Source organism: Pseudoxanthomonas sp. 3HH-4, from assembly GCF_006716465.1.
GTDB lineage: Bacteria > Pseudomonadota > Gammaproteobacteria > Xanthomonadales > Xanthomonadaceae > Pseudoxanthomonas_A.
This window is the reverse complement of record NZ_VFPB01000001.1, coordinates 1,025,406-1,050,018: the sequence shown is the minus strand read 5'-3', so window position 1 is coordinate 1,050,018 and position 24,613 is coordinate 1,025,406. Positions and strand designations below refer to the sequence as shown.

At 65.3% G+C, this 24,613-nt stretch carries 18 protein-coding genes; 15 read left to right on the top strand and 3 right to left on the bottom strand.

The window, feature by feature from the left end:
- Nucleotides 1-56 precede the first annotated feature (56 nt).
- The 5 genes from FB548_RS04680 (at nt 57) to FB548_RS04660 (ending at nt 6,636) form a co-directional block, all read left to right on the top strand.
- A complete protein-coding gene (locus FB548_RS04680) occupies nt 57-1,148 on the top strand; it encodes a phytase (RefSeq protein WP_142123557.1) in 1,092 nt (363 codons plus the stop codon).
- A complete protein-coding gene (locus FB548_RS04675; RefSeq protein WP_304654039.1) occupies nt 1,145-2,071 on the top strand; it encodes a M23 family metallopeptidase in 927 nt (308 codons plus the stop codon). The genes FB548_RS04680 and FB548_RS04675 overlap by 4 nt, the downstream gene beginning before the upstream one ends.
- An 84-nt stretch (nt 2,072-2,155) precedes the next feature.
- Nucleotides 2,156-3,772, top strand: coding sequence for a peptide chain release factor 3 (locus tag FB548_RS04670; protein WP_142123555.1), 1,617 nt, complete (start codon nt 2,156-2,158; stop codon nt 3,770-3,772).
- Between the two features lie 131 nt (nt 3,773-3,903).
- The gene (locus FB548_RS04665; protein WP_142123554.1) at nt 3,904-4,599 is read left to right on the top strand and encodes a hemolysin III family protein; all 696 of its coding nucleotides are present in this window, start codon (nt 3,904-3,906) and stop codon (nt 4,597-4,599) included.
- An 87-nt stretch (nt 4,600-4,686) separates the two neighbouring features.
- The gene (locus tag FB548_RS04660; protein WP_142123553.1) at nt 4,687-6,636 is read left to right on the top strand and encodes an AsmA family protein; all 1,950 of its coding nucleotides are present in this window, start codon (nt 4,687-4,689) and stop codon (nt 6,634-6,636) included.
- An 11-nt stretch (nt 6,637-6,647) separates the two neighbouring features.
- Here FB548_RS04660 and FB548_RS04655 read toward each other — a convergent pair whose 3' ends face one another.
- From FB548_RS04655 to mtgA, 3 genes are read right to left on the bottom strand one after another with little or no spacing between them, the layout of a single operon-like run.
- Nucleotides 6,648-7,076, bottom strand: a complete 429-nt coding sequence (locus tag FB548_RS04655) for a CBS domain-containing protein (protein ID WP_142123552.1) — start codon at nt 7,074-7,076, stop codon at nt 6,648-6,650.
- Entirely contained in the window at nt 7,036-8,067 is a 1,032-nt protein-coding gene (locus FB548_RS04650; protein WP_142124108.1) for a glycosyltransferase family 2 protein, read from the bottom strand. The genes FB548_RS04655 and FB548_RS04650 overlap by 41 nt, the downstream gene beginning before the upstream one ends.
- A 5-nt stretch (nt 8,068-8,072) precedes the next feature.
- Complete coding sequence (gene mtgA, locus FB548_RS04645; protein WP_142123551.1) at nt 8,073-8,846, bottom strand: monofunctional biosynthetic peptidoglycan transglycosylase; 774 nt, start codon at nt 8,844-8,846, stop codon at nt 8,073-8,075.
- A 109-nt stretch (nt 8,847-8,955) separates the two neighbouring features.
- On the opposite strand from mtgA, the gene FB548_RS04640 reads away from it, so the two are divergent.
- The 10 genes from FB548_RS04640 to FB548_RS04595 all read left to right on the top strand — a co-directional run bounded on the left by FB548_RS04640 (nt 8,956) and on the right by FB548_RS04595 (nt 24,606).
- Nucleotides 8,956-9,867 carry an Hsp33 family molecular chaperone HslO gene (locus FB548_RS04640; RefSeq protein WP_142123550.1) on the top strand — a complete coding sequence of 304 codons (912 nt, stop codon included), beginning with the start codon at nt 8,956-8,958 and terminating at the stop codon, nt 9,865-9,867.
- Nucleotides 9,868-9,985: 118 nt separating this feature from the next.
- Nucleotides 9,986-10,849 carry a hypothetical protein gene (locus FB548_RS04635; RefSeq protein ID WP_142124107.1) on the top strand — a complete coding sequence of 288 codons (864 nt, stop codon included), beginning with the start codon at nt 9,986-9,988 and terminating at the stop codon, nt 10,847-10,849.
- Between the two features lie 293 nt (nt 10,850-11,142).
- A complete protein-coding gene (locus tag FB548_RS04630; RefSeq protein ID WP_142123549.1) occupies nt 11,143-13,815 on the top strand; it encodes a TonB-dependent receptor in 2,673 nt (890 codons plus the stop codon).
- A 141-nt stretch (nt 13,816-13,956) separates the two neighbouring features.
- The gene (locus FB548_RS04625) at nt 13,957-14,631 is read left to right on the top strand and encodes a TIGR02466 family protein (protein WP_185741979.1); all 675 of its coding nucleotides are present in this window, start codon (nt 13,957-13,959) and stop codon (nt 14,629-14,631) included.
- Nucleotides 14,601-15,611, top strand: coding sequence for a class I SAM-dependent methyltransferase (locus FB548_RS04620; protein WP_142123547.1), 1,011 nt, complete (start codon nt 14,601-14,603; stop codon nt 15,609-15,611). The genes FB548_RS04625 and FB548_RS04620 overlap by 31 nt, the downstream gene beginning before the upstream one ends.
- Nucleotides 15,608-17,554 (top strand): tetratricopeptide repeat protein, encoded by a 1,947-nt coding sequence (locus FB548_RS04615; RefSeq protein ID WP_142123546.1) that lies wholly within the window; start codon nt 15,608-15,610, stop codon nt 17,552-17,554. The genes FB548_RS04620 and FB548_RS04615 overlap by 4 nt, the downstream gene beginning before the upstream one ends.
- A 45-nt stretch (nt 17,555-17,599) precedes the next feature.
- Nucleotides 17,600-18,988: a putative 2OG-Fe(II) oxygenase gene (locus FB548_RS04610; protein WP_142123545.1), complete on the top strand. Its 1,389-nt coding sequence runs from the start codon at nt 17,600-17,602 to the stop codon at nt 18,986-18,988.
- Nucleotides 18,989-19,201: 213 nt separating this feature from the next.
- Nucleotides 19,202-22,099 carry a TonB-dependent receptor gene (locus FB548_RS04605; RefSeq protein ID WP_142123544.1) on the top strand — a complete coding sequence of 966 codons (2,898 nt, stop codon included), beginning with the start codon at nt 19,202-19,204 and terminating at the stop codon, nt 22,097-22,099.
- Nucleotides 22,100-22,178: 79 nt separating this feature from the next.
- Complete coding sequence (locus tag FB548_RS04600) at nt 22,179-24,008, top strand: tetratricopeptide repeat-containing sulfotransferase family protein (RefSeq protein ID WP_142123543.1); 1,830 nt, start codon at nt 22,179-22,181, stop codon at nt 24,006-24,008.
- Nucleotides 24,009-24,012: 4 nt separating this feature from the next.
- Nucleotides 24,013-24,606 carry a 2OG-Fe(II) oxygenase gene (locus FB548_RS04595; protein WP_142123542.1) on the top strand — a complete coding sequence of 198 codons (594 nt, stop codon included), beginning with the start codon at nt 24,013-24,015 and terminating at the stop codon, nt 24,604-24,606.
- Nucleotides 24,607-24,613: the final 7 nt, after the last annotated feature.

Sequence of the window (24,613 nt, the reverse complement as noted above, 5' to 3'; positions counted from 1 at the left end):
AAATTTGACGCTCGTCTCTCTGCCAGCCGTCACAGCGATAACGCATAATTCACAACATGACCCGGAATTGCCTCCTGGGCGGTCTCTGTGCGGTGCTGCTGGCCGCCTGCTCCACCGCCCCCCTGCACACCTCCACCCCACCTGCACCGCCGCCCAAGACCGCCGCGGACGCCATCATTCCCGAGGCCTGGGTGTCCGAGCCCGTGGCCGGCAACGAGTTGGATTCGCTCGTGGCGTGGCCGACCGAGGACGGCCAGGTCTGGCTGATCGCCACGGCCAAGGCCACCCACCACCTCGCCATCTACGACGCGGACACCGGCCAGCGCCTGCGTACGGTCGGCGCGTCCGGCGACGCGGTGGGCCAGTTCAACCGTCCCAACGGCATCGCGGTGTTCGGCGACCTGCTGTTCGTGGCCGAACGCGACAACCACCGCGTGCAGGCGTTCCGGCTGCCCGAATTCGCACCGCTGGGCGCCTTCGGTGCTGATGTGCTGCGTGCACCGTACGGTCTATGGGTGCACGAAACCGCACCGGGCGAACTGGAGCTGTTCGTCACCGACAGTTTCATGGCCGATTTCCGCACCATGAAACTGCCTCCGATGGAGGAACTGGTGGGTCGCGTGAAGCGATTCCAGGTGCGCGTCGAGGAAGGGGGCAAGCTGGAGACCCGGCTGCTGGGCCAGTTCGGTGATACGGGCGCAGCGGGCGCGCTGCGCATGGTCGAATCGATCGCCGGCGACCCGGCACACGGGCGCCTGCTGATCGCCGAGGAAGACCGGCGTGTCGGCTCCACGCTGCGCGACTACACGCTGGCCGGCCACTACAACGGCCGCAGCCTGGCCACCTTCGACGCCGATGCCGAAGGCATCACGCTGTGGGCATGCAGCGCGGACGCCGGTTACTGGGTGGCGGTGGACCAGCTGACCCCGACCCGCTTCCGCGTGTTCGACCGCGCCACGCTGGCCCCCGCCGGCGTGTTCTCCGGCAAGGTCACGTCCAACACCGATGGCGAGACCGTGTACGCGATGCCCACGGCGCGTTTCCCGGCCGGCGCCCTGTTCGCCTTGCATAACGACGTGTCGCTGGCCGCGTTCGACCTGCGCGACATCGCCCGCGCACTCGACCTGCAGGGCGACTGCCCACGGTGAGCGCACGCCTACTGGCCCTGGCCTGCGGCGTCGCCGTGCTGGTTGCCAGCGCCGGCGACGTCCACGCGGCCCGCCTGTACCGCTGGAAGGACAAGCAGGGCTATACGCAGTACGGCGACCAGCCCCCGCCGCCCGACCAGTTGGCGGACAGCAGCCTGGACGTCATGCGGTTCCGGAATCCGCCCAGTGCACTGGTGCGCCTGCGGCTGGAAAAGCAGGGCCTGCGCTACCAGGCCTGGGCCGACAACCTGATGCATGGGCCGGTGGAAGTGCAGCTCGGCTTCCGTCGCCAGCGTGACGTACGCAGCGTGCCGGCGTTGCCCGCCCGCGCCGTGGTCCCGGCGCGCAGCAGCGTGCTGGTGGCCGACATCGGGGTGACGGACCCGCTGCGGGGCGGCGATTTCGAACTGACCCTCGACGGCATGCCCGGCGACCCGACCAGCCTTCCGCAGGACTACGAGTACCGCCTGCCGTTCGACTACGGACGCGTGCGCGTGGACCAGGGGCCCGGTGGCCGGTTCAGCCACAGCGACGTACAGAACCTGCACGCGGTGGATTTCGCCGTTCCCGAGGGCACGCGGATCGTGGCGGCCCGCGAAGGGCTGGTGATGCAGGTGGAATCCGACTTCAACAAGGCCGGGCTGAACCGCGAGAAATACGGCGGGCGCGCCAATTTCATCCGCATCCTGCACTCGGACGGCAGCATGGCGCTGTACGCACACCTCAAGGCGGAGGGCGCACAGGTGCGCGTGGGCCAGTACGTGCGCAAGGGCCAGTACATCGGACTGTCGGGCAATACGGGGTTCTCCACCGCACCGCACCTGCATTTCGTGGTGCAGGCCAACCGCGGCATGCGGCTGGAATCGGTGCCGTTCCGGATGTTCGGCCCCTTGGGTCGGTTGCAGTTCCCGGTCAGCCGTTGAGCCGGCGCCGACGATCCATCCCCCGCGCCCCGCTATAATCGCGCCCCTCCCCGCTTCCTCCGTGCCCGTCCGGGCACCCGCCCCATGTCCGATCCGAAAAGCGCAGTGGCCCCCGAAGCGGCGCGCCGCCGCACCTTCGCCATCATCTCCCACCCCGACGCCGGCAAGACCACGCTGACCGAAAAGTTGCTGCTGTTCGGCGGCGCGATCCAGATGGCAGGCTCGGTCAAGGGTCGCAAGGCCGCGCGCCATGCGACGTCCGACTGGATGGCGCTGGAGAAGGAGCGCGGCATCTCGGTGACTTCGTCGGTGATGCAGTTCCCGTACGACGGCAAGATCGTCAACCTGCTCGATACGCCCGGCCACGCCGACTTCGGCGAGGACACCTATCGCGTGCTCACCGCGGTGGACAGCGCGCTGATGGTCATCGACGTGGCCAAGGGCGTGGAGGAACGGACGATCAAGCTTATGGAAGTCTGCCGCCTGCGCGACACGCCCATCATGACCTTCATCAACAAGCTGGACCGCGAGGGCAAGGACCCGATCGACCTGCTGGATGAAGTGGAAAGCGTGCTGGGCATCCAGTGCGCACCGGTGACCTGGCCGATCGGCATGGGCCAGCGCCTGAAGGGCGTGGTGCACCTGCTGACCGGCGAAGTGCACCTGTACGAACCGGGCCGCAATTTCACCCGCCAGGATTCCACCATCTTCGCCTCGCTGGACGACCCGCAGCTGGAAGCGCGTATCGGCAGCGAGATGCTGGCCTCGCTGCGCGATGAACTGGAACTGGTGCAGGGTGCCAGCCATCCGTTCGACAAGCAGGCCTACCTGGACGGCAAGCAGACGCCGGTGTTCTTCGGCTCGGGCGTCAACAACTTCGGTGTGCAGCCGCTGCTGGATTTCTTCGTCGAGCATGCGCCGTCGCCGCAGCCGCGCGAAACCACGGGGCGCGAAGTGCAGCCGGACGAGAACAAGCTGACCGGGTTCGTGTTCAAGATCCAGGCCAACATGGACCCGCAGCACCGCGATCGCGTGGCGTTCATGCGCGTGTGTTCGGGACGCTTCGAGGCCGGCATGAAGACCTTCCACGTGCGCAGCGGCAAGGAGATGAAACTGGCGAACGCGCTGACCTTAATGGCCAGCGACCGCGAGATTGCCGCCGAGGCATACCCTGGCGACGTGATCGGCATCCACAACCACGGCACCATCTCCATCGGCGATACCTTCACCGAAGGCGAGGCGCTGTCGTTCACCGGCATCCCGAACTTCGCGCCGGAACTGTTCCGCCGCGCGCGCCTGCGCGACCCGCTCAAGCTCAAGCAGCTGCAGAAGGGCCTGGCGCAGCTGTCGGAGGAAGGCGCCACCCAGTTCTTCCGCCCGCTGATGAGCAACGACCTGATCCTGGGCGCGGTGGGCGTGCTGCAGTTCGACGTGGTCGCCTACCGCCTGAAGGACGAGTACGGCGTGGACGCGTCATTCGAGAACGTCAGCGTGGCCACGGCCCGCTGGATCCGCTGCGACAACGCGAAGAAGCTGGAAGAGTTCCGCGACAAGAACGCCATGAACCTGTCGCTGGATGCCGCGGGCCAGCTGGTCTACCTGGCGCCGACGCGGGTGAACCTGCAATTGGCGCAGGAGCGCGCGCCGGACGTGCAGTTCCTCGCCACCCGCGAGCATGCGCACAGCGTGGACCTGGGATGATCGACGTCGATGGACGTGCAGGTTCATCGATGTCGCCCGCATTGCCCACCCCACCCCCGGAAGCCTTTCCCTGCGCTGACCGCCCGCGGCAACGCCATGCACCGCGTGCTGCGTTGCGGTAACGTTGCATCATGTCCGATTCCTCCCCCCTCAAGTCCCTGCGCGCCCGCAAGCGGGCGGATCACCTGATCGACATCCGCGATGAGATCGCGAGCGCGCTGACGCACGGCCTGGGTGCCGTCGCCGCACTCGCGGGCGGCGCGGTGCTGATCACGCTGGCGGCCATCCATGGCGACGGCTGGCAGCTGGGCGCCTCCATCGTGTTCGGCGTGACACTGCTCCTGCTCTACACGGCCTCCACGCTGTATCACGCCATACAGCACCCGGTAGCGAAGGGACGGCTGAAGGTCTTCGACCACTGCGCGATCTACCTGCTGATCGCAGGCACCTACACCCCATTCACCCTGATCGGACTGCGCGGCCCATGGGGCTGGGGACTGTTCACGGCCATCTGGACGCTCGCCCTTGCCGGGGTGATCTTCAAGCTCTTCTACACCGGCCGCTTCAAGCTGCTCTCCACCATCATCTACATCGCGATGGGCTGGCTGGTGGTCGTGGCGGTCAAGCCGCTGCTGACCTCCGTCGACCCATGGACGCTGGGATGGATGCTGGCCGGTGGCCTGTTCTATACCTTGGGCACTTTCTTCTATCACCGCGAATCGATCCGCTATTCGCATGCCATCTGGCATCTTTTCGTGATCGCGGGCAGCGTCTGCCACTTCGTGGCGGTCACCCAGCAGGTGCTGCAGCCGCGCCTGGCGCCCTGAACCGGATCTCGACGTTCGTGTCCCGCACATGAACCGGCGGGCACGCACTTCGCAACACATGAACACGCGGCGCGGGACGATGGGGCCATGGACGAAGCGCCATCCCCACGCAGCCGTTTCGCTCTACGCACGTTGACGCGCACCCGCACGCTGGTGCTGGGCACGCTGGCTGCGTGTTTGGTGGTGCTGGTGCTGCTCTTCCAGTGGAACTGGCTTCGCGGCCCCATCGAACGCATCGTCACGTGGCAGACCGGGCGCAGTTTCGAGATTGCGGGCGATCTGGACGTCGACCTCGGGCGCGTGACGACGCTCCGCGCGGACACCCTGAGCTTCGGCAATGCACCCTGGTCGAAGGTCCCAGTGATGGCCTCCGCAGAGCGCGCAGAACTGAGCGTGGAAATCTGGCCGCTCCTGTTCAAGCGGGAAACACGCATCACGAACATCCGGCTGACGAAGCCGCACCTCCGGCTCGAAACCGGGCCCGACCGCGAGGGCAACTGGGTGTTCGGTGACCGCGATGGCGAAAGCCGCATCATCTATCGGGCGCTCTGGATCGACGACGGACGCCTGCTGTTCCTCGACCCGGCACGCAGGACGGACGTGGATATCCGGCTGGCAAGCACTACGGGGGCGACGCCTTCGGATTCGCCCCCTGTCGATATCGAAGGCAAGGGCCGATGGTCCGGAAACCGGTTCACTCTCTCCGGCCAAGTGGCCTCGCCTCTGGCACTGCGGGAGACCGACAATCCTTACCGTATCGATCTCCGCGCCACTGCCGGCGCTACCCGGGCGCACGCACGCGGGACACTGCTGGATCCGTTCCGCCTGCGCGACTTCGACCTCAAGCTCATGCTCGCGGGGCAGAACCTGGAAGACCTGTTCCCGCTGATCGGCGTGGCCACGCCACCCACACCACCCTACCGCCTTGATGGCCGCTTCACCCGCGACGGCAACACCTGGAACTACGATGGATTCACCGGCGTCGTCGGCGACAGCGACCTGGGTGGCTCCGCCAGCGTGACGGTCGGCCGCGAACGTCCTTTCCTGAAGGCAAACCTCGCATCGAAGCGGCTCGACTTCGACGATCTGGCGGGTTTCGTGGGTGCACCACCACAGACCGGGGGCAGCGAAGCCGCCAACGCCCAACAACGTGCCGCGGCCACCGCACTGGCCGCCGACGCCCGGATGCTCCCCGACACGCCCTACAACCTCGCGAAGCTGCGCGCGATGGACGCCGACGTGCGCTGGAAGGCCCACCGCATCAATGCCCCGGGCCTGCCCCTCGATGACATGGATGCACATCTGCTGCTCGAAGGCGGTCTGTTGCGCCTGGAGCCGCTGAACTTCGGTGTCGCGCAGGGCGACATCCGCTCGCAGATCCGCATGGATGCGCGCAGAAGCCCGATTCGCACCCAGGCCCGCATCGCGGCGCGCGGACTCGACCTGGGAGAACTTTTCCCCCGGGCCGAACTGACAAAGTCCGCCATCGGGCGCATTGGCGGCGATATCTCGCTGACAGGCTCCGGCAATTCCATCGCCGCCATCCTGGGCAGCTCCAGCGGCGACGTCGCCATCGGCATGGGCCGTGGCCAGATCAGCAACCTGCTGATGGAATTGGCGGGCCTCGATATCGCCGAGGCATTGAAGTTCCTGTTGACGAAAGACCGCACCGTGCCCGTCCGCTGCGCATTCGGCGACTTCGCCGTCAAGGGCGGCGTGATGCAGACACGTGCACTCGCGTTCGACACCACCGATACGCTCATCGTCGGCAAAGGCGAGATCAGCCTGAAAGACGAGACGTTGGACCTGGAGCTGCGTCCAAGACCGAAGGACCGCAGCATCCTGGCGCTTCGCTCACCCCTGGTGGTGGGTGGCACGTTCAAGGACCCGTCGTTCCGTCCCGACTTCAAGCGACTCGGGCTGCGCGGCGCCACCGCGCTCGCATTGGGCAGCATCGCACCGCCCGCCGCGCTGCTGGCGACGATCGAAGTGGGTCCCGGTGAAGACAGTGGCTGTGGCGGGCAGTACGCGAAGTAGTGATGTCAGGCTCAGCTGGCGATGTAGCGCTGCAACTGGTCCAGCTCGACCTGCTGGTCCTCGATCACGGCCTTGACCAGATCGCCGATGGAAATCACGCCGACGATCGCCTCGCCTTCCACCACCGGCAGATGACGGATGCGATGTTCGGTGACGATCTGCATGCAGTGGTCGACACTGTCGTCCGGACGTACCGTCACCACCTTGGCCGTCATGATGTCGCGCACCGGCGTGTTGGATGAAGACCGTCCCTGTAGCACCACCTTGCGCGCATAGTCGCGCTCGGACACGATGCCGCAGAGTCGCTCGCCCTGCATGGCGAGCACCGCGCCCACGCCCTTCTCCGCCATCAGCTTGATGGCATCGAGGACGGAGGCATCGGGAGAAACCGAAAAGACCTCAGGGGTCTTCGACCCCAGCAACTGACGAACCGTGCGCATGGCGATCTCCGGAATGGGGAGCGGGTCGATCTGGCACGGGCAAGGATACTCCTGCCGCCGCCGGTTGCCACGCGTCGACGAGGTATAGCGGACGCTGCTTGGATTCCTCGTACAGACGGCCCAGGTATTCGCCGATCAGTCCCAGCGCTACCAGCTGCGTGCCGCCGAGGAACAGGATGACCACCATCATGGTCGGCCAGCCCGCGACCGGATCCCCGAACAGGAACGCCTTGGTCACGATGTAGATGGCGAATGCGAACGCCAACAGTGCCGTGAGCACGCCGATGTAGGTCGCGACCCTCAACGGCGCGGTGGTGAAACTGGTGATGCCCTCCAGCGCGAAGTTCCACAGCTTCCAGAAACCGAAGCTGCTGCTGCCTGCCACCCGTGCTTCGCGATGGTAGGGCACTGCCACCTGGTTGAATCCGACCCAGCCGAACAACCCCTTCATGAAACGGTGCCGCTCCCGCAGTTCGCGCAATGCGGCAAGCGCACGCGGCGAGAGCAGCCGGAAGTCGCCGGTGTCGGCGGGGATGGGTGTCTTCGACAAACGGCCGATCACGCGGTAGAACGCATGCGCAGTGGCGCGCTTCAGCCAGCCCTCGCCGTCGCGCGCGATCCGCGTGCCGTGCACGTTGTCGTAACCGGCCTGCCACTGGCGCACGAATTCCCCAATCAGCTCCGGAGGGTCCTGGCCATCGGCATCCAGGATCAGGGCCGCACCGGTTTCCACCCGATCCAGTCCCGCCGTCAGCGCCGCTTCCTTGCCGAAGTTGCGTGAAAGCCGCAGCACCGAGACCCGGGAATCCGCTGCGGCCAGGGCGCGCAGCACCGGCCACGTGTCATCCCGGCTGCCATCATCCACATACAGGACGCGACCCTGCACCTCCGGGATCGCGTCCAGTGCAGCCATGATGCGCGGATGCAGCAGTGGCAGCGATTGCGCTTCGTTGTAAGCGGCCACCACCACGGTGACCTGCCACATGCCCACAGCGCTCATCGCAACGTCTCCAGATAGGCCGTACCGCCGATCTGGCCGACCTGCCGCTGGATGCGTCGTGCCTGGCGCTGCACATAGGGACCGGGCTTCTGCGCGCTGTAGCGGCGCGGTGCTGGCAGCACCGCGGCCAGACGTGCGCTTTCGGCCGGCGTCAGGCGCGCCGCATCCTTGCCCCAGTAACGCCGTGCCGCCGCCTGGCCTCCGTATACCCCGTCACCGAATTCCGCGACGTTGGCGTACACCTCCAGGATGCGATGTTTCGGCCACAGGATTTCAATCAACACCGTGTACCAAGCCTCCAGCCCCTTCCGCGCCCAGCGCGTGACGGCATGGCGGCCTTGCCACAGGAACACGTTCTTGGCGACCTGCTGGCTGATGGTGCTGGCGCCACGCAGCCGCGTTACCGGCCGGCCGCGCTTTTCGGCACGCTCGACCATCTTGCGGTTATGCACGCGGGCCTTCTCGATGGCAGCCAGGTCGAACCCGTGGTGGCTTGCGAAGTTCTGGTCTTCCGCCGCCACCATCGATACGGGCAGGCTGGGGGCGATGCGTTCCATGTCACGCCAGTCGTAGGCAATGCGGAAGCCCCATTCCCCCTGCCCCCAGGCTTCGAACATCCGGGCCGCCATGAACGCGGTGAACGGCGGATCGACGAACCTCAGCACGGCGACCTGCAGGATGCTGGCGGCCGCGAACAGCAACGGTAACGCGAGCAGCCAGCGGAACCAGCGACGCGGTCGCCGCGCCTTGGCGGCCGTCGGAACATTCATCGGGCCATCCCGAGCTTGAGGATGGTCATGGTTGCCCCCATCGTGGCGTTTCCCTTGGCGGATTCGTACGGCGCATTATGCCGAGACGCTCCGCCCGACCGCACTTCCCATGTATGGATCTCCCGTGACCGCCGACGCCACCGCCGATACCCTGACCCGATTCCTGCTCCCCGCTGCCGGCGTCCGTGGCGTGGCCGTGCGCCTGGACGATACATGGCAGGCCGTGGCCGGACAGGACGCATATCCGCCGGCCGCCCGCGAACTGCTGGGTGAAGCCAGCGCTGCAGCGGTGCTGTTCACCGGTCACACCAAGGTGGATGGGCGATTGTCCATCCAGCTCCGCAGCAGCGGCGCCCTGCGTACCCTGTTCGCGGAGTGCACGGCGGCTGGCACCGTACGCGGCATCGTCCAGATGCCGGAAGAACAGGATGCCCCCCGCGATCTGCGCGATCTGGGCGACGACGCCTTGCTCGCCATCACCATCGAAAATCCCGGACTGGACCCCCGCGAGCCCCAGCGCTACCAGAGCCTGGTCGGACTTCGAGCCAGCCGTCTGGCCGAGGCCTTCGAGGACTACTTCCGCCAGTCCGAACAGTTGCCCACACGACTGCTGCTGGCCGCTGACGGCGACCGGGCCTGCGGCCTGATGCTGCAGAAGCTGCCTGGCGACGAAGGCGACGTCGACGGCTGGAACCGGGCGGGCGCCCTGTTCGACACTCTGGGCGAAACCGAACTGCTGGGGGTGCCCACCCGGGACCTGCTGCATCGCTTGTTCCACGAGGAAGCACCGCAAATACTGACCGAACGCCCAGTTCGGTTCGGATGCTCTTGTTCGCGCGAGCGGGTTGAGAGCATGCTGCAGTCGTTGGGGGAGGAAGAGGCGACGGCCGCACTGGCCGACGGGGTGGCTGAAGTCCGTTGCGAGTTCTGTGGGCAGCAGTATCGGTTCACGCCTTCGGAGATCGCGGAACTTTTCAGCCCGCACCCGGTCGAAGCCGAAGCGCCGCACCGCCTGCAGTAGTCCGGTCATCAGCCGGACGCCCCGGGGACTTGTTAAAGAAACATAAAAGGCATAGCATCGGTTCCCCTTCGGGAGGGGAACTCCAGGTTGTCTTAGGAGTCTCAAGCGAGCCATGAATCTGCGTAGCCTGTCACTGTCGCTTGCCCTGCTGCTCGCCTCCGGCGTGGCGGTGGATGCGCATGCGCAGAAGAGCACGCGCAAGCCGGCCGCCGATACCCAGGCCACCGCCCTGCCCATCTGGAACAACGATGGCAAGGTCGAGGCCGTCCTGTTGCTGGAACCGACCGGACAGGCCGAGGCCGGCGCCCGCTGGCGCATGGGCCGCAATTCACTGACCACGGCATTCGGCCTGGAAAGTGGTGATGCGCTGGGGCTGGTCTGCAACCGCAAGGCCGGTGTGGTCGGCAACATCGGCAATCTCGCGAGCCACTGCATGCTGGCGACGCTGGATGACGAGGACGAAGCGACCTCCAGCCAGCGTATCAGCGCGTCCGCAGTTCTCAGCCGCCCGGGCGGCAAGCTCGGCCTCTCGGCCGGCACTGGCCGTGACACGCTGCCGGCATGGCTGTCGTCCGGCCGCAGCACGGGCCGCGTCGAACAGAACGATCTGGCCGTGTTCGGACAGAAGAACATCGGTCGCGAGGGCTTCGTATCCATCGGCGGCGCAGTCGCCAAGGCCACGCTGGTACCTGCCTCCGACGTGCCCGCGTTCGCCGAACGGTGGAACAGCCGCAGCCTCACCGTTGGCGGCGGCTACGGTCCCTTCAGCGCAAACATCATCGGCCGCGTCATCGACGTGCCTGGCCAACCCGGCAAGTTCGAGGGCTTGGGACTGGGACTGACCTGGCGTACTCCGTGGAGCGGGCAGCTCACCGTAGGCGCCGAAAACGTCATCACCCGCGGCAAGAATCCGTTCTCGCTGACCAACGACAACGCCGACGAAGGCACCGTGCCTTACGTCCGGTACGAGCAGGATCTCTAAGCCGTCACCGCCTTCCGTGGCTCGCCTCAAGCCGAGGCGGAATAGCCGTGCTCCCGTGAATGGACCACCCTGACTTGCCTCTCCCGCCCCCATCCGGGCACGCGTGGAAGCTGAATTGTGTGCGTCATCTCACAAATACGTAACAAAACTTACGTCTCCCCCTACTCAATCTTCACGCGGGTTTAATTCCCGTTAAAAGCCGACTAGTATCCGGTCACCCCCTCGTTTCGTGGTCACCCTTTTGACCGCCTCGAGGGACACCTTGGGATACCCCTTACGGGAGAGAGAGACAAATGAACTGCAAAACCACGAAGCTTCGTGACGCGATTTCGTTCGCGCTCGCGGTCGGTACTGTGTCGGCCACGGGCGTGGGCGCTGCCTTCGCTCAGGAAGCCAGCAGCGATCAAACCACCACCCTCAATCGCATCGAAGTGACGGGTTCGCGCATCAAGCGCACCGATATCGAGACAGCGGCCCCGATCACCACGATCACCCGTGCGGACATCGAAGCGGCGGGCGAACTGTCGGTCTCCGACTTCCTGCGCAACAACGTCTACAACTCGTTCGGCTCCACGCGCGAATCTTCGGGCTCGGCCACGGGTTCGCAGGCCACCATCAACCTGCGCGGCCTGGGCTCGGCCTACACGCTGGTCCTGATCGACGGCCGTCGCATGACCAACTCCGGCGCCCTGGCCGGCGGTGCGGCCAACATCAACATGATCCCGACCTCGGCGGTCGAGCGCATCGAGATCCTGCGCGAAGGCGCCGGCGCCGTGTACGGTTCCGACGCGATCGGCGGCGTGGTCAACATCATCCTGCGCAAGGATTATGAGGGCATGAACGTCACCGCCAGCTACGAGACCTCGTCCGAAGCCGGCCCCGATGGCAATACCCTCAGCGTCTCGGGTGGCATCTCGTCCGACCGCGGCAACGTCACCTTCGTGCTGGACCACCAGCAGCGCGACATGATGTTCAACCGGGACGTCCGCGACAAGATTCCCGCCGCGCTGTGGACCGCGGGCCTGAGCCCGTACAACTCCTCGGCCACCTTCCTGGGCGGCGCCGGCCTGCAGAGCGTTGCCAACTGCGACCAGTTTGAGAACAGCATCCGCATCAGCGCGACCCGCTGCGCCTTCGACCACGGTGCCACCTCTGCGAACGAATCCTCGCTGCGTCGCAATGCCCTGTTCGTCAACGGCAACTACAACCTGACCGAGTCCACGCAGTTCTTCTTCCGCGCATTGAACTCGGAAACCCGAAGCCTCGGTGTCTACGCCTCGGCGCCGGTCGACAATGGCGGCCGCGGTCCCGGCCTGCTGCCCACCATCTCGGCCACCAACCCGTTCAACCCATTCGGCGAAGCCGGCACCCTGTACTACCGCTTCACCCCGCTGGGTACGCGCGACTCGATCCGCCAGGACAAGCAGCGCGAGTACATGGTCGGCCTGAATGGCAGCAATGAGTGGTTCGGCGGCGCCGACTGGGAAGTCAGCCTGGGCCACGGCCTCAACTCGCAGAACAGTGTCAACTACAACTACGGCATCGGCAGCACACTGCAGCAGTTGATCGACTCGGGTTCCTTCAACCCCTTCGATCCGACCCATGCAAGCGTGGCCGCCAACGCCGGCCGTATCGGCCACACCGTGTTCGTGGAATCGCAGATGCGCTCGGTCACGGGCGATGGCCATATCAGCTTCGACCTGTTCGAGATGCCGGCCGGTGCGGTGGGCTTCGTGACCGGCTTCGAGTACCGCGATGACCGCTTCACCCAGACCTACGATGCCCAGAGCGCCGCACGCAACGTGTTCGGCTCCGCGGGCGCTGGCGGCGAAGGCGAGCGTTCCTACTACGCGGCCTATTTCGAAGCGCTGTTCCCGATCTTCGAGTCCCTGGACGTGACCCTGGCCGGCCGTTACGACAGCTACAACGACCTGGGCAGCAAGTTCTCGCCGCGTGTGTCGCTGGAGTTCCGTCCGCTGGATGAACTGCTGTTCCGTGGCACCTGGGGCAAGGGCTTCCGTGCACCGACCCTGGTCGACATGTACGGTGACAGCTCCAGCACCAACCTGAACAGCCCGCCGGTCAACACGCTCAGCCCGCCGCATGCCGGTGGTGACGAACTGGCGTGCGCGGCGCTGACGGCCGTCCGTACCGCGACCGGCGATGCCGCGTACCAGCCTTACCCGGTGAATCCCTGCACCTCGTCGGGTCAGTACACTTGGCTGGTTTCGTCCAACCCGAACCTGACCCCTGAAGAATCCACCAACTGGGGTCTGGGCGTAGTGTGGAGCCCCACCGCCGACCTGTCGTTCGCGCTGGACTACTACGACGTCGAACTGGAGAACGTGATCGGCACCGTGCCGCGCGCACTGGCCTTCCGCAACGGCGATGCCGGTGTGCCGGGCTACGGCGTCACCCGTGGCGCTCCGATCACTGCCCCCAATGGCACCGTATTGCCGGGCGCTCCGAACCTGATCCTGCTGCCGACCGACAATGGTGCGTTGCAGACGGCACGGGGTCTGGACTTCGAGGCCAGCTGGCGCTTCCAGACCGACAGCCTGGGTACGTTCAATACCAAGCTGGCGTGGTCGCATCAGCTCGAGTACGACTTCACCCCGATCGCGGCTGGCACCATCGAACGCGCCGGCACGGCAACGTTCCCGGAAGATCGTGGACAACTGGCCCTCAACTGGACCGGCGGCATCTACAACTTCGGCGTGATCACCAACTACATCGGATCGAGCTCCAACGGCACCGCAGCAACGACGCTGCCGTCGTGGACCACGTTCGATGTCCAGGCAGGTGTGAGCCTGCCGTGGAAGGCGAAGATCTCGGTCGGTGCGCGTAACGTCACCAACAAGGATGCGCCCATCAACAATGCGTTGTTCGGCTTCCCGTTCTACAGCAACACCCTGTACAACATGTACGGCCGCATGATGTACATGAAGTACGAGCAGAACTTCTGATCTGATCAGAGACTGTGCACCGGACCCGGTCCATCGGGCCCACACGATGCCCCCGGAAGGGGGCATCGTGCTTTCAGGGCCACGCCTTCCGACATGATGGTGGCGTGGCATCATTCGCGGATCGCACGATGGGATGCCCGCATGGCAAGCAACGAGATTCAGGCGCAGGTCTTCCCGCTTTACGCAGTGCCGATGCTGCAATGCCAGATCGCCGACGCTTCACGGCTCAACGCTGAACTGGCGTCGTTGTTCCTGCGACTGGAAAGCCAGGGCGACAAACATCGCGACCCGATACGCCGGGACACCCAGTACGGCATCTTCGAGAGCCACTTTTTCCTGCATCAACGCCCGGAGAGACCCATCCGGGAACTTTTCGGTTTCCTGCGTGCGTCACTGCAGACCTTCATCCAGGGCATCAACCAGCTGTCTGACGAAGACATGGCCAACATCAACCTGGACATGCACTCCTGGTTCCATGTCACCAGGAAGGGCGGGTTCCAGAGCCTGCACAACCATCCCAACGCCAGCTGGTCCGCCATCTACTGCGTCGACCCTGGCGATGCGGATGCACCGGAAAGCGGTGCCGTGCGATTCCATGATCCCCGGACCGGTTGCGACATGTATCGCGACCCGTCCATCGAACGCATGCAGACCCCCTATCGGATCGGCCCGTGGCAGCTGAACCACAAGCCCGGCCAGATGATCGCCTTCCCTTCCTACCTGCTGCACGAAGTGTTCCCCTACACCGGTGAGCGTCCCCGGATCGTCGTTGCACTGAATTCCTGGTGCCGCTGGAAGAACGTGCCCGCACCGTGAACCACGAACAGGCCATGCCCACTGGACCCGCACCTCTTGAAAGCGATGCATGGAGCAGGCTCTGGCGCGCCGGCGTGCTGCACTCCTGTTCCACCGCCATCGAAGGCAACTACGATGGCGAAATCGCGGCATTCTGGAATGCCCGCTTCAACGGCCTCCAAGCAGGGCAGCGGGTGGTGGACATCGGCACCGGCAACGGCGCGTTGGCCCTTCTCGCCAAGGGGCATGCCGCGCAGCGTGGCATCGACTTCGACATCCATGGCGTGGATGCGGCGGATATCGACCCTCCGCACTGGGCATCCGGCGCGACGTCATTCGACGGGATCACCTTCCATGCCCGTACGCGCATGGAGGAGCTGCCTTTCGAAGCAGGCAGTGTCGCGCTCGTCACGTCCCAATACGCCTTTGAATATTCGCGCACGCGAGAACCTGCGCTGCAGGAGATTTTCCGGATCATCGGGCACGCGGGCACGGCGGCGTTCCTGCTGCACAGCTCGGATTCGCTGATTTCCATGACGCTGCGCCAGCAGCATGAAGCGTGCGCGCTCTTGTTCGACGAAACCAAGATCCTCGACCTGGCGCACCAGTGGGTGTCGAGCTTGGCTGGGTCGCCGGCTTCTAGCCAAGGCACTGCGCACATCCAGCACGCCTTCCAATCGGGGTCCACCCGGCTTGTAGCCGCCGCTTCGGCGCTTCCCGAGGCGGCGATCCTGCGCAAGGCATTCCATTACCTGCACGCCACGCTGGAACAGGCGCAAGGTTCGCCATGGCAGGCGCTGCAGTATCTTGCGAATGCACGCGACGACCTGGAAAACGAACGCACGCGACTGCAACACCTGGCCGGCGCCATCATGGACCTGCGGGAACTCGAGGTCCTGCACCAACATTGCATTGAGGCAGGTTACGCATCATCCATCCTGCGTCCCCTCGACCAGGTCGCTGGCAGCCGCATGGGCTGGACCCTCGTCGTCTCGCCATGACGGACGCCGAGCAAGCGCGCCGTTCGCTCGCGGCCGGGGATACCGTCACCGCAGGCATCCATTACGAACGCGCCCTCGCGGCGGATCCGGCAAATGCCGCGCTCATGTTCGACTACGCGCTCCTGCTCATGCATACGGGGCATGCCCGGGATGCGGCGAAGATGCTGACGGATGTCCGTCGCCTCGCGCCCGGCGACGCCCAGGTGCTGCTCGCGCTGGCCGCATGCCTGCGAGCGGGCGGCGCCATCGAAGACGCGTTACAGGCGGCGGACGAAGCCACCCGTCGTTTACCGCATGACGCGATGGCCTGGATGCTGAAGGGGAGCATCGACGTCCGGGCGGGCGAGTATCCGCGTGCGGAGACGTCGCTGCGGCGCGCGCTTTCGCTTGCGCCGGGATTCGGTGAAGCCTGGCATTACCTGGGCGAAAGCCTTCATCAGCAGCAACGCTGGGAAGAGGCTATACACGCCTACACGAGGGCCTCGGCGGAACAGCCGGGAGAGATCTACAACATCGCGATGTGCGCCGAGCAGGCAGGGAACCTGGAACTCGCACGCAGTGGCTACAAGCAGGCATGCCACATCTATCCCGACCGTCCGGACATCCTTCTTCGCCTGGCGCAGACCGAAGCACGACTCTGCGAGTTCTCGAGCGAACATGAAACGCTTGAGCGGTTCCGGCGCGTGGTCGCCGATGGCATTCCACGCGAGCCCGTTCTTGAGGCGTTCCCGCTCACTTATCTCCCGCTGGAGAGCGCGTTGGTCCGGGCCGCCCTGGACCACTACATGGAGGCTGTTTCCGCGCGCACGACTGCAGTGGTCCGACTCGCGCCTGCAACCCCGCAACCCATTCCAGCCGGCGGCAGGATCCGGATCGGCTATCTCTCCGCGGACCTGGGCATGCACGCCGTGGGGCAGCTGGTAGGCGATGTGTTCCGCTTCCATGAGCGGGAACGATTCGAGGTCTTCGTCTATTCCCTCCGCCGGCACGATGATGCAGTGGCGTCGCGGATCCGCGAGAGCAGCGATGTGTACGTGGAGTGCGAGGATCTGGGTGTCGCCGGCGTCGTCGAGCGCATCCGGCAGGACGGCATCCATGTACTGATCGATCTGAACGGACCTACCACGGGCGCACGCCTGGAAATCCTGGCGTCCCGGCCCGCAGCGCTGCAACTCGGCTGGCTTGGCTTTCTTCATGCTCAGCAGGCGCCTTGGCTGGACGCCATCCTGCTCGATGAGCATGTGCAACCGTCAACGCACGCTTGGCCCTTCGATGACCGTGTCGTCCACCTTCCGGTAAGCGTCTTCCCTCCTCCCCCGCGGGTTGGCGGTCGCAGACAGCGTGAGCGTTTCGGCATGCCGGCGGAGGGAAGCGCGGTTCTTGCGAGCTTCAACAACAGCTACAAGCTGGACGCAGCGCTGGCGGCGGCATGGGTCGAGATCCTCCGGCTCGCGCCCCGGGCCACACTGATGGTGTATCTGCCTCCTGCGGCCCGCCCGGGCTTTCTCACGCATTGGAGCTCCATCGGTGGTGATCCATCCCGGCTCATGTTGGTCGACGCACTGGCGCCGGAAGACCAGGCCGATCGCGCGGCGAGCTGCGACCTGATGCTCGACGCCTTCCGCTATCAAGGTGGCGCCACCACACTCGATGCGGTTGTCAATGGACTGCCGGTGCTCTGCCGCGCCGGGCAGACCCCTCCGTCACGCCTTGGTGTCAGTATCAACCGGGCCCTTGGGCTGGAAGAACTCGTGGTGGCGGATACCACCGAATATGTGGAGCGGGCCGCGTGGCTCGCGAACCATCCCGGCGAACTGGAAGCGCTGCGCGATCGCGTCGCGACCATCGTGCGGGAAGGCGTCTTGTTCGACGCGAAGCGTTCGGCAGCAGGAATAGAAGCGACCTGCGAGCAGATGCTCCGGGAGAAAGGCATTCTCTCCTGACGGACCATTCCCTCCGTACGGCAGGGTCCAACCGGTGTCCACGAGATGACGAACGAACATTCCTCCATCGCAGAACTGATTTCCCAAGCGCGCGCAGCATTGCAACAGGGCCAGACCGGTGACGCGATCCGGCTTTACCGCGTATGCCTGGAAGCGGGGGCTCCCGTCGCCAGCGAACTGGCCGGCGTGCATTACCAGGCGGGCAACCTTGCCGCCGCGCGGGAGGTGCTGGATCGCGCCATCGCGCAAGCACCGGGACACGATGACTGGTACTTCCAGCGCGGTCTGGTCCTCATGGGATTGACCGAGCCGGCACTGGCGTGTGCGGATTTCGACTACTTCATTTCGGCTTCGCCCGGCTTCGCACCGGCCTACTTCCAGCGCGCGCTGGCCCACCTCAGCCTGCACCGGCTCGGCGAGGCCCTGGACGATTTCCGGCACGCCACGCAGCTGCAACCCGATATGGTGGACGCCTGGGTCAACATGGGCATCCTGCTGCTGCGGAAGGGCGATGCGACCGGCGCCGTCCACGCATTGCGCGCTGCGGAACTGCGTTCGCCCGCGCAGCCTGCGATCCTGCATGCGCTGGCGAGCGCCTACGATGGCGCGGGAGATGTTCCATCTGCGCTGCAGCTTTATTCCCGGCTCGAACCCGCAACGTCGTCCAATCCCGAGTTCCTGACCAACCACGCCCTGTGTCTTCTGCGGGGACGTCAGCCCGACGCTGCCTACCGGCGATTCGAGCGCGCGCTCGCACTGGCGCCGGGAGACCAGACCGCCCTGGCAGGCCTGTACATCGCAGCCAACGAGCTTGGCCGCCACGACGAGGTGGATGCGCTGATGGACTTCGCCGCATTGCTCGGCGTGACGACACTCGACTTCCTTCCGAAGACCGCTCTGGACGGATTGCGCGTGGCCGTCGAATCCCATCCCGAGCTCAACTGGGAGCCGGCCGGCCGTTCAACGGTACGCGGCCAGCAGAGCATCATGCTGGACCTCACGGAAGGGTCCCCCTTCCATGCGCTTGGCGATGCGGTGTCCGAAGGGGTTACCCGCCAGATGGCGGCACTGGCCGCCAATCCCGGGCTGGCAACGCATCCCTGGCGGCTTGCCATGCCCCGGCGCTGGCGATTGCAGATGTGGGCCACCGTCCTGCATGAAGGAGGCCACCAGACGCCCCACATCCATCCGGCGGGCTGGTTGAGCGGCGTCTTCTATCTGGACGCCGGCCAACCTACGACTGCGGACAGCGGGGCCATCGTGTTCGGGCAGCCGCAGCCCGAGTTTGCCCAGAGCGCCCCCCCCCGCCGCCTGCAGCATCTGCCCCGCAGTGGTGAAGTGCTGCTTTTCCCTTCGTATTTCTTTCACCACACCATCCCGTACAGCGGCGCTAGCGCCCGCATCAGCCTGGCGTTCGACGTGATCCCTGCCTGATCCCGTCCGGATGTACTGCCTTCATCTATTCATCACAAATATGAATAGAGAGAAATGGCAATTTCCCATGCCCGCGGCCCCCAAAGCATCTTAACGACTCTTTAATTCTCGCCACGGCGCGTCTATGATCGGGTCACCCCAGCATTTTGGTAGCCGTATTTGGCTTGCCAGCCGGGTATCCCTAGGGCGTAACAGACCTCATCTGGAGAGAGAATGAACTTCAAGACCACCAAGCTGCGCGAAGCCATCGGCTTCGTCCTCGCAGTGGGTGCGACCAGCGCTGCCGGCACCGGCCTCGCGTTCGCGCAGGAATCCACCACCGAAGGCGCCAAGACCCTGGACGCCATCCAGGTCACCGGTTCGCGCGTTGCCCGCGTTGAAACCGAGACCGCCAGCCCGGTCGTTGTCATCGATCGCGCCGCCATCGAACAGACCGGCAAGCTGACCCTGGGCGATCTGATCCAGGAAATGCCGGCCATGTCGGGCGCCCCGACCAATCCCCAGGTCAACAACGGTGGCGGTGACGGTTCGTCCACCATCGACCTGCGCGGCCTGGGTTCGGCCCGCACGCTGCTTCTGGTCAATGGCCGTCGCGTAGTCAACAGCGACGTCAACTCGATCCCGGCCTCGGCCGTGGAGCGCATCGAAATCCTGACCAGCGGCGCGTCCGCCGTGTACGGTTCCGATGCCGTTGCCGGCGTCGTGAACTTCATCCTGCGCCGCGACTTCGACGGCCTGACCGCGTCGATCGACTTCGGCATCACGCCCAGCCACCAGGACGGACAGCGCAGCGGCGGTTCGATCACCTTTGGCCAGGTGGGCGACAAGGGCAACATCATCGCCGGCCTGAACTACAACAAGTTCGACGGCATCTCGTCCAACGATCGCGACTATTCGAAGGACGCCACGTACCTGTACAGCGGTTACGTCACCGTCTTCGGCTCCAGCCGCAACCCGAATGGCCGCATCTTCTTCCCGGAAGGCAGCCCCCTGGTTGACCAGTATGGTTGCGGTTCGGTCACCCTGACCCCCGGCACCAGCGGCACATCGCAGGGCGACTTCCGTTGCTACAACGGCGCACGCGACTCCTACAACTACCAGGCGACCAACCTGATCATGACGCCGCAGGAACGCACCAATGCGTTCTTCCTGGCCAACTACCAGATCACGGACAACCTGAACGCGTTCGCCGAGGTCTACCACAACAAGACCTCGTCCAACTTCGCGATCGCCGCGCTGCCGTTCGATGCCAACAGCGACGGCGTCGTCATCTCGGCCGACAACTACTACAACCCGTTCGACCAGAACTTCGGTCCGGCGGCCGACGGCAGCCAGAACCAGTTTATGACCCGCTGGACCTCGCTGGGCCAGCGCCGCTCGTACTACGACACCACCACCTCGCAGGTCGTCGCCGGCCTGGAAGGCTTCGTGGGCGAGACCTGGAAGTGGGATGCCGCGTTCAACTACGGCCACTACTTCAGCGAGAACACCAGCTACGGCTACGTGGACTACGCCAGCCTGACCGATGCGCTGGGTCCGTCGTTCATGGATACCGACGGCGTGGTCAAGTGCGGTGCACCGGGCGCCATCATCGCCGGCTGCACGCCGCTGAACATCTTCAACATCTTCGACCCGCAGTCGGTCGCCACGATGCAGGCGGCGGAAGCGCGTCCGGTCTACTCGACCATGTACCAGACCCGCAGCTTCGAGGCCAACGCCTCGGGCGAACTGTTCAGCCTGCCGGCCGGTGCCGTGCAGCTGGCGTTCGGCGGCGCATGGCGTGAAGAGTACCAGCGCAGCGAAGTCGACTACATCGCGATCGCCGATGAAACCGGCCGCTGCATGATCTCTCAGGAAGCCTGCTCGTCGCCGGTGGGCGGCAAGTACGACGTGACCGAGGTCTACGGCGAACTGTACGTGCCGATCCTGTCCGACATGCCGTTCGCGCACCTGCTGTCGGTCACGCTGGGCAGCCGCTACTCCGACTACAGCACCTTCGGTGACACCACCAACAGCAAGCTGCAGGTGGAATGGCGTCCGATCGAGAACCTGCTGTTCCGCGGCACGGTGGCGGAAGTCTTCCGCGCCCCGACCATCGGCAACCTGTACGACGGCCCGCAGGGCAATGCTCCGCAGCTGAACGACAAGTGCGAAGGCTATGGCGCCACCGGCGCACCGCGTGACCACGAGAACGCGTGCGGTGCGGGCGCAGGCGCCACCAACATCCCGACGACCGGCATCGGCCCGGCGCCGACCAGCCAGTCCAACGGCGTATGGTCGGGTGCCGTCGCCGCAGGCTTCGACCTGCAGCCGGAAGAAGGCAAGTCGTTCTCCTACGGCGTGGTCTATGACCCGCAGTGGGCCCCCGGCCTGTCGGTCAGCCTCGACTACTGGCGCCTGTACCTGAACGACACGATCACCCGCGCCGACGCACAGATCGTGGTCGACACCTGCTACGCCGATGACAGCCACCCGTTCTGCGAATTCATCAACCGTCGTGCCGACGGCCAAGTGGACTTCATCCGCGAGCCGATCGTCAACCTGGGCCGCCTGGACACCAACGGCTGGGATCTGGCCGTGCGTTACCGTCTCCCCGACACCGCGTGGGGCAGCTGGCTGTTCGGTCTGGACGCTACGTACATCGACCGCTACGACAACGACACCAACCCCCTCAGCGAAGACGATGCCGTCAAGCACATCGCCGGCACGTACAACAGCTCGTACGGCATGTACGCCCGTACCCGCGGCCGCCTGTTCGTCAACTGGAACAAGGGCGACCTGGGCCTGAGCTGGCGCGCCCGTTATGTCAGCGGCTTCGACATCGGCAGCAACGACCTGCGTCAGAGCGTCAGCGCGGATGCCGGCTGCAACCCGCAGTTCGCTCCCGAGTACTGCTATGCACGCCGCTTCGACGACTACCTGGTGCACAGCTTCAGCGCCGCGTACTCGCTGCCGTGGTTCAACTCGAAGATCGAGGTGGGCCTGGACAACGCGTTCGACAAGCAGCCGCAGACCATGTTCCAGAACAACGTGCTCAACTCCAACACGGACGTGCAGACCTTTGATACGGTCGGCCGTTACCTGTGGGCTCGCTACACGATGAACTTCTAAGCAGCACGCGGTAAACGTTGCACCCTGGCCGCGCGGCGCAAGCCGCGCGGCCTTTTTGTTGCCACGCTAGAATCCGACCATGAATCAACCGCTCATCCAGCAAGCCGTCGCGCTGTTCCAGAACGGCCGTTTCCAGGACGCCGCGCAGTTCTGCCAGCAGGCCCTGGCGCGCGTGCCCGGGGACGAGAGCCTCGCCACGCTGTGGGCGATGAGCCTGCAGAACCTCGGGCGTGACCAGGACGCCGCGCCTGTGTACCGGCAGTTGGCCCAGGGCCGCCCGGAGATTCCGGCGTACTGGGCGAACCTCGGGCTGGTACTGCGACGCCTGGGCGAATACGCCGAAGCCGAGGCTGCCTACCGGCATGCGCTCGAACGTGATCCCCGCAACACCGGCTTCCTGGTCGACTATGGGCTGCTGCTCTTGGACATGGGTCGCATCGCCGATGCGCGGCATCGCTTCCTCGATGCCGTCGACCTGCACCCCGGCCTCGCCGAAGCGCACATCTATGCCTCTCTCGCCTGCTTCGAATGCGGTGATGCCCAACGTGCCGCCGCGCTAATCCCGCCCCCCGAACAATGGCGCGGCCTGCCCGACCACCTGCGCGAAGAACTCGCGACCGCGTTGATGCAGGTCGGCCGCACCAGCGAAGCCGAATCCCTGCTGATGGCCCCGGGCATGCGGCAGTCGCTGTCGGGCATCATCCGCCTCGCGCAGCTCAACGAGCGCACCAACCAGATCCCCCAGGCCCGCGCACTGATGGATCAGGCGCGCGCGCAGGCCGCTACGGCAGGACGCCAGGAGCAGATCGACCTGCTGCATCTGGAAGCCTCACTGGCCATGCGCGACAAGGACCATGCCAAGGCACGCGCTGCGGCGGAATCGATCATCGCGCTGCGACCCCACGTGCAGGCGGAAGCCAACGCACACTTCACTCTCGCCAACATCGCCGACAAGCAGAAAGACCCGGCAACGGCGATGTCGCACCTCGAACACGCGCATGCCATCCACTTCCAGCTGGCCGCCGATGTCGTGCCCGAAATCGCCCATTCCGACGCCGAGCCGCTGAAGGTCTCAGGCAAATGGTTGACTACGGACGAAGGCGCGTTCCGCCACGACCCCCGCGCGCCGTCAGCGGCTGATTCCCCCGTCTTCATCGTCGGCTTTCCCCGCTCCGGCACCACCATGCTGGAACAGATGCTGGACGCCCACCCGCATTACGCCTCGATGGACGAACGCGCCACGCTGCAGCGCTGCATCGAACGGATGGAAGCGCGCGGCTTCGAGTATCCGCATGCCCTGGACATGCTTGATGGCACGGCCGCCGACGAGCTGCGCGCCGTGTACTGGTCCGAAGTAGCCAAGGTCATCACGCTCCAGCCCGGGGAGCAGTTGGTCGACAAGAACCCGCTCAACATGCTCCGCCTGCCGATGATCCTGCGCCTGTTCCCCAATGCGAAGATCATCCTGGCGCTGCGACACCCCTGCGACGTGCTGCTCAGCTGCTACATGCAGAATTTCAGGTCGCCCGCCTTCATGGTGTTGTGCTCCAGCCTTGAGCGGCTGGCGAAAAGCTACGTCAATGCGATGAAGTTCTGGATCCATCACCAGGCATTGCTGGCGCCCGACACGCTGGTGCTGCGCTACGAGGACACCGTCGGCGATTTCCCCGCACAGGTGGAACGCATCGGCAGCTTCCTGGGTATCCAGGACCGCGACTTCCTCGCGCAGTTCAGCCAGCATGCCGCGCGCAAAGGTTACATCAGCACGCCCAGCTATTCGCAGGTGGTCGAGCCTGTGAACGCGCGTGCCGTCGGCCGCTGGCAGCCATATTCGCGCTGGCTGCTCCCCGCGCTGCCCATCCTGCAACCCGTGGCAGACCACTGGGGCTACGACCTCACCGTACGATGACCCCATGAAAGCGCTGGCCGACTACATCCGCATCTACGACGACGCACTGCCGGCGGCGTTCTGCCAGCAGCTGATCGACGGCTTCGAGTCTTCGGCGCAATTCCAGGCGCCCAACGGGCGTGGCTACCGGCCGGCGTTGGACGACAGCCGCTGGACTGAATTGAATCTCACCCGCCTGGCCGATCCCGCCTTCGTGGGGTTCTTCATGACCCGCATCGAAGAAGCGCTGGCACGCTACAACGCAGACCTGTCGCTGACCCTGCCCGTGCCGCTGCGCCCGCGCATCGACCGCCTGACGATGAAGAAGTACCGCGCCAATGCAGGCGAAGGCTTCCAGCCGCATTTCGATTCTGTCGACGAGGTCGCGGGGCGCTACATGGTGTTCCTGTGGTACCTCAACGACGTGCAGGAAGGCGGCAGCACCCGCTTCATGGACCTGGAGGTCGACGTGCAGCCACGCGCGGGGCGGCTACTGGTGTTCCCGCCGTACTGGATGTTCCAGCACGTGGGCAACGCACCGGTTTCGAACGACAAGTACATCCTTTCGACCTACCTGCTGTTCGACAAGCCGGGCAGTCCCGAGCACACGCACGAGTAAGGCAGCG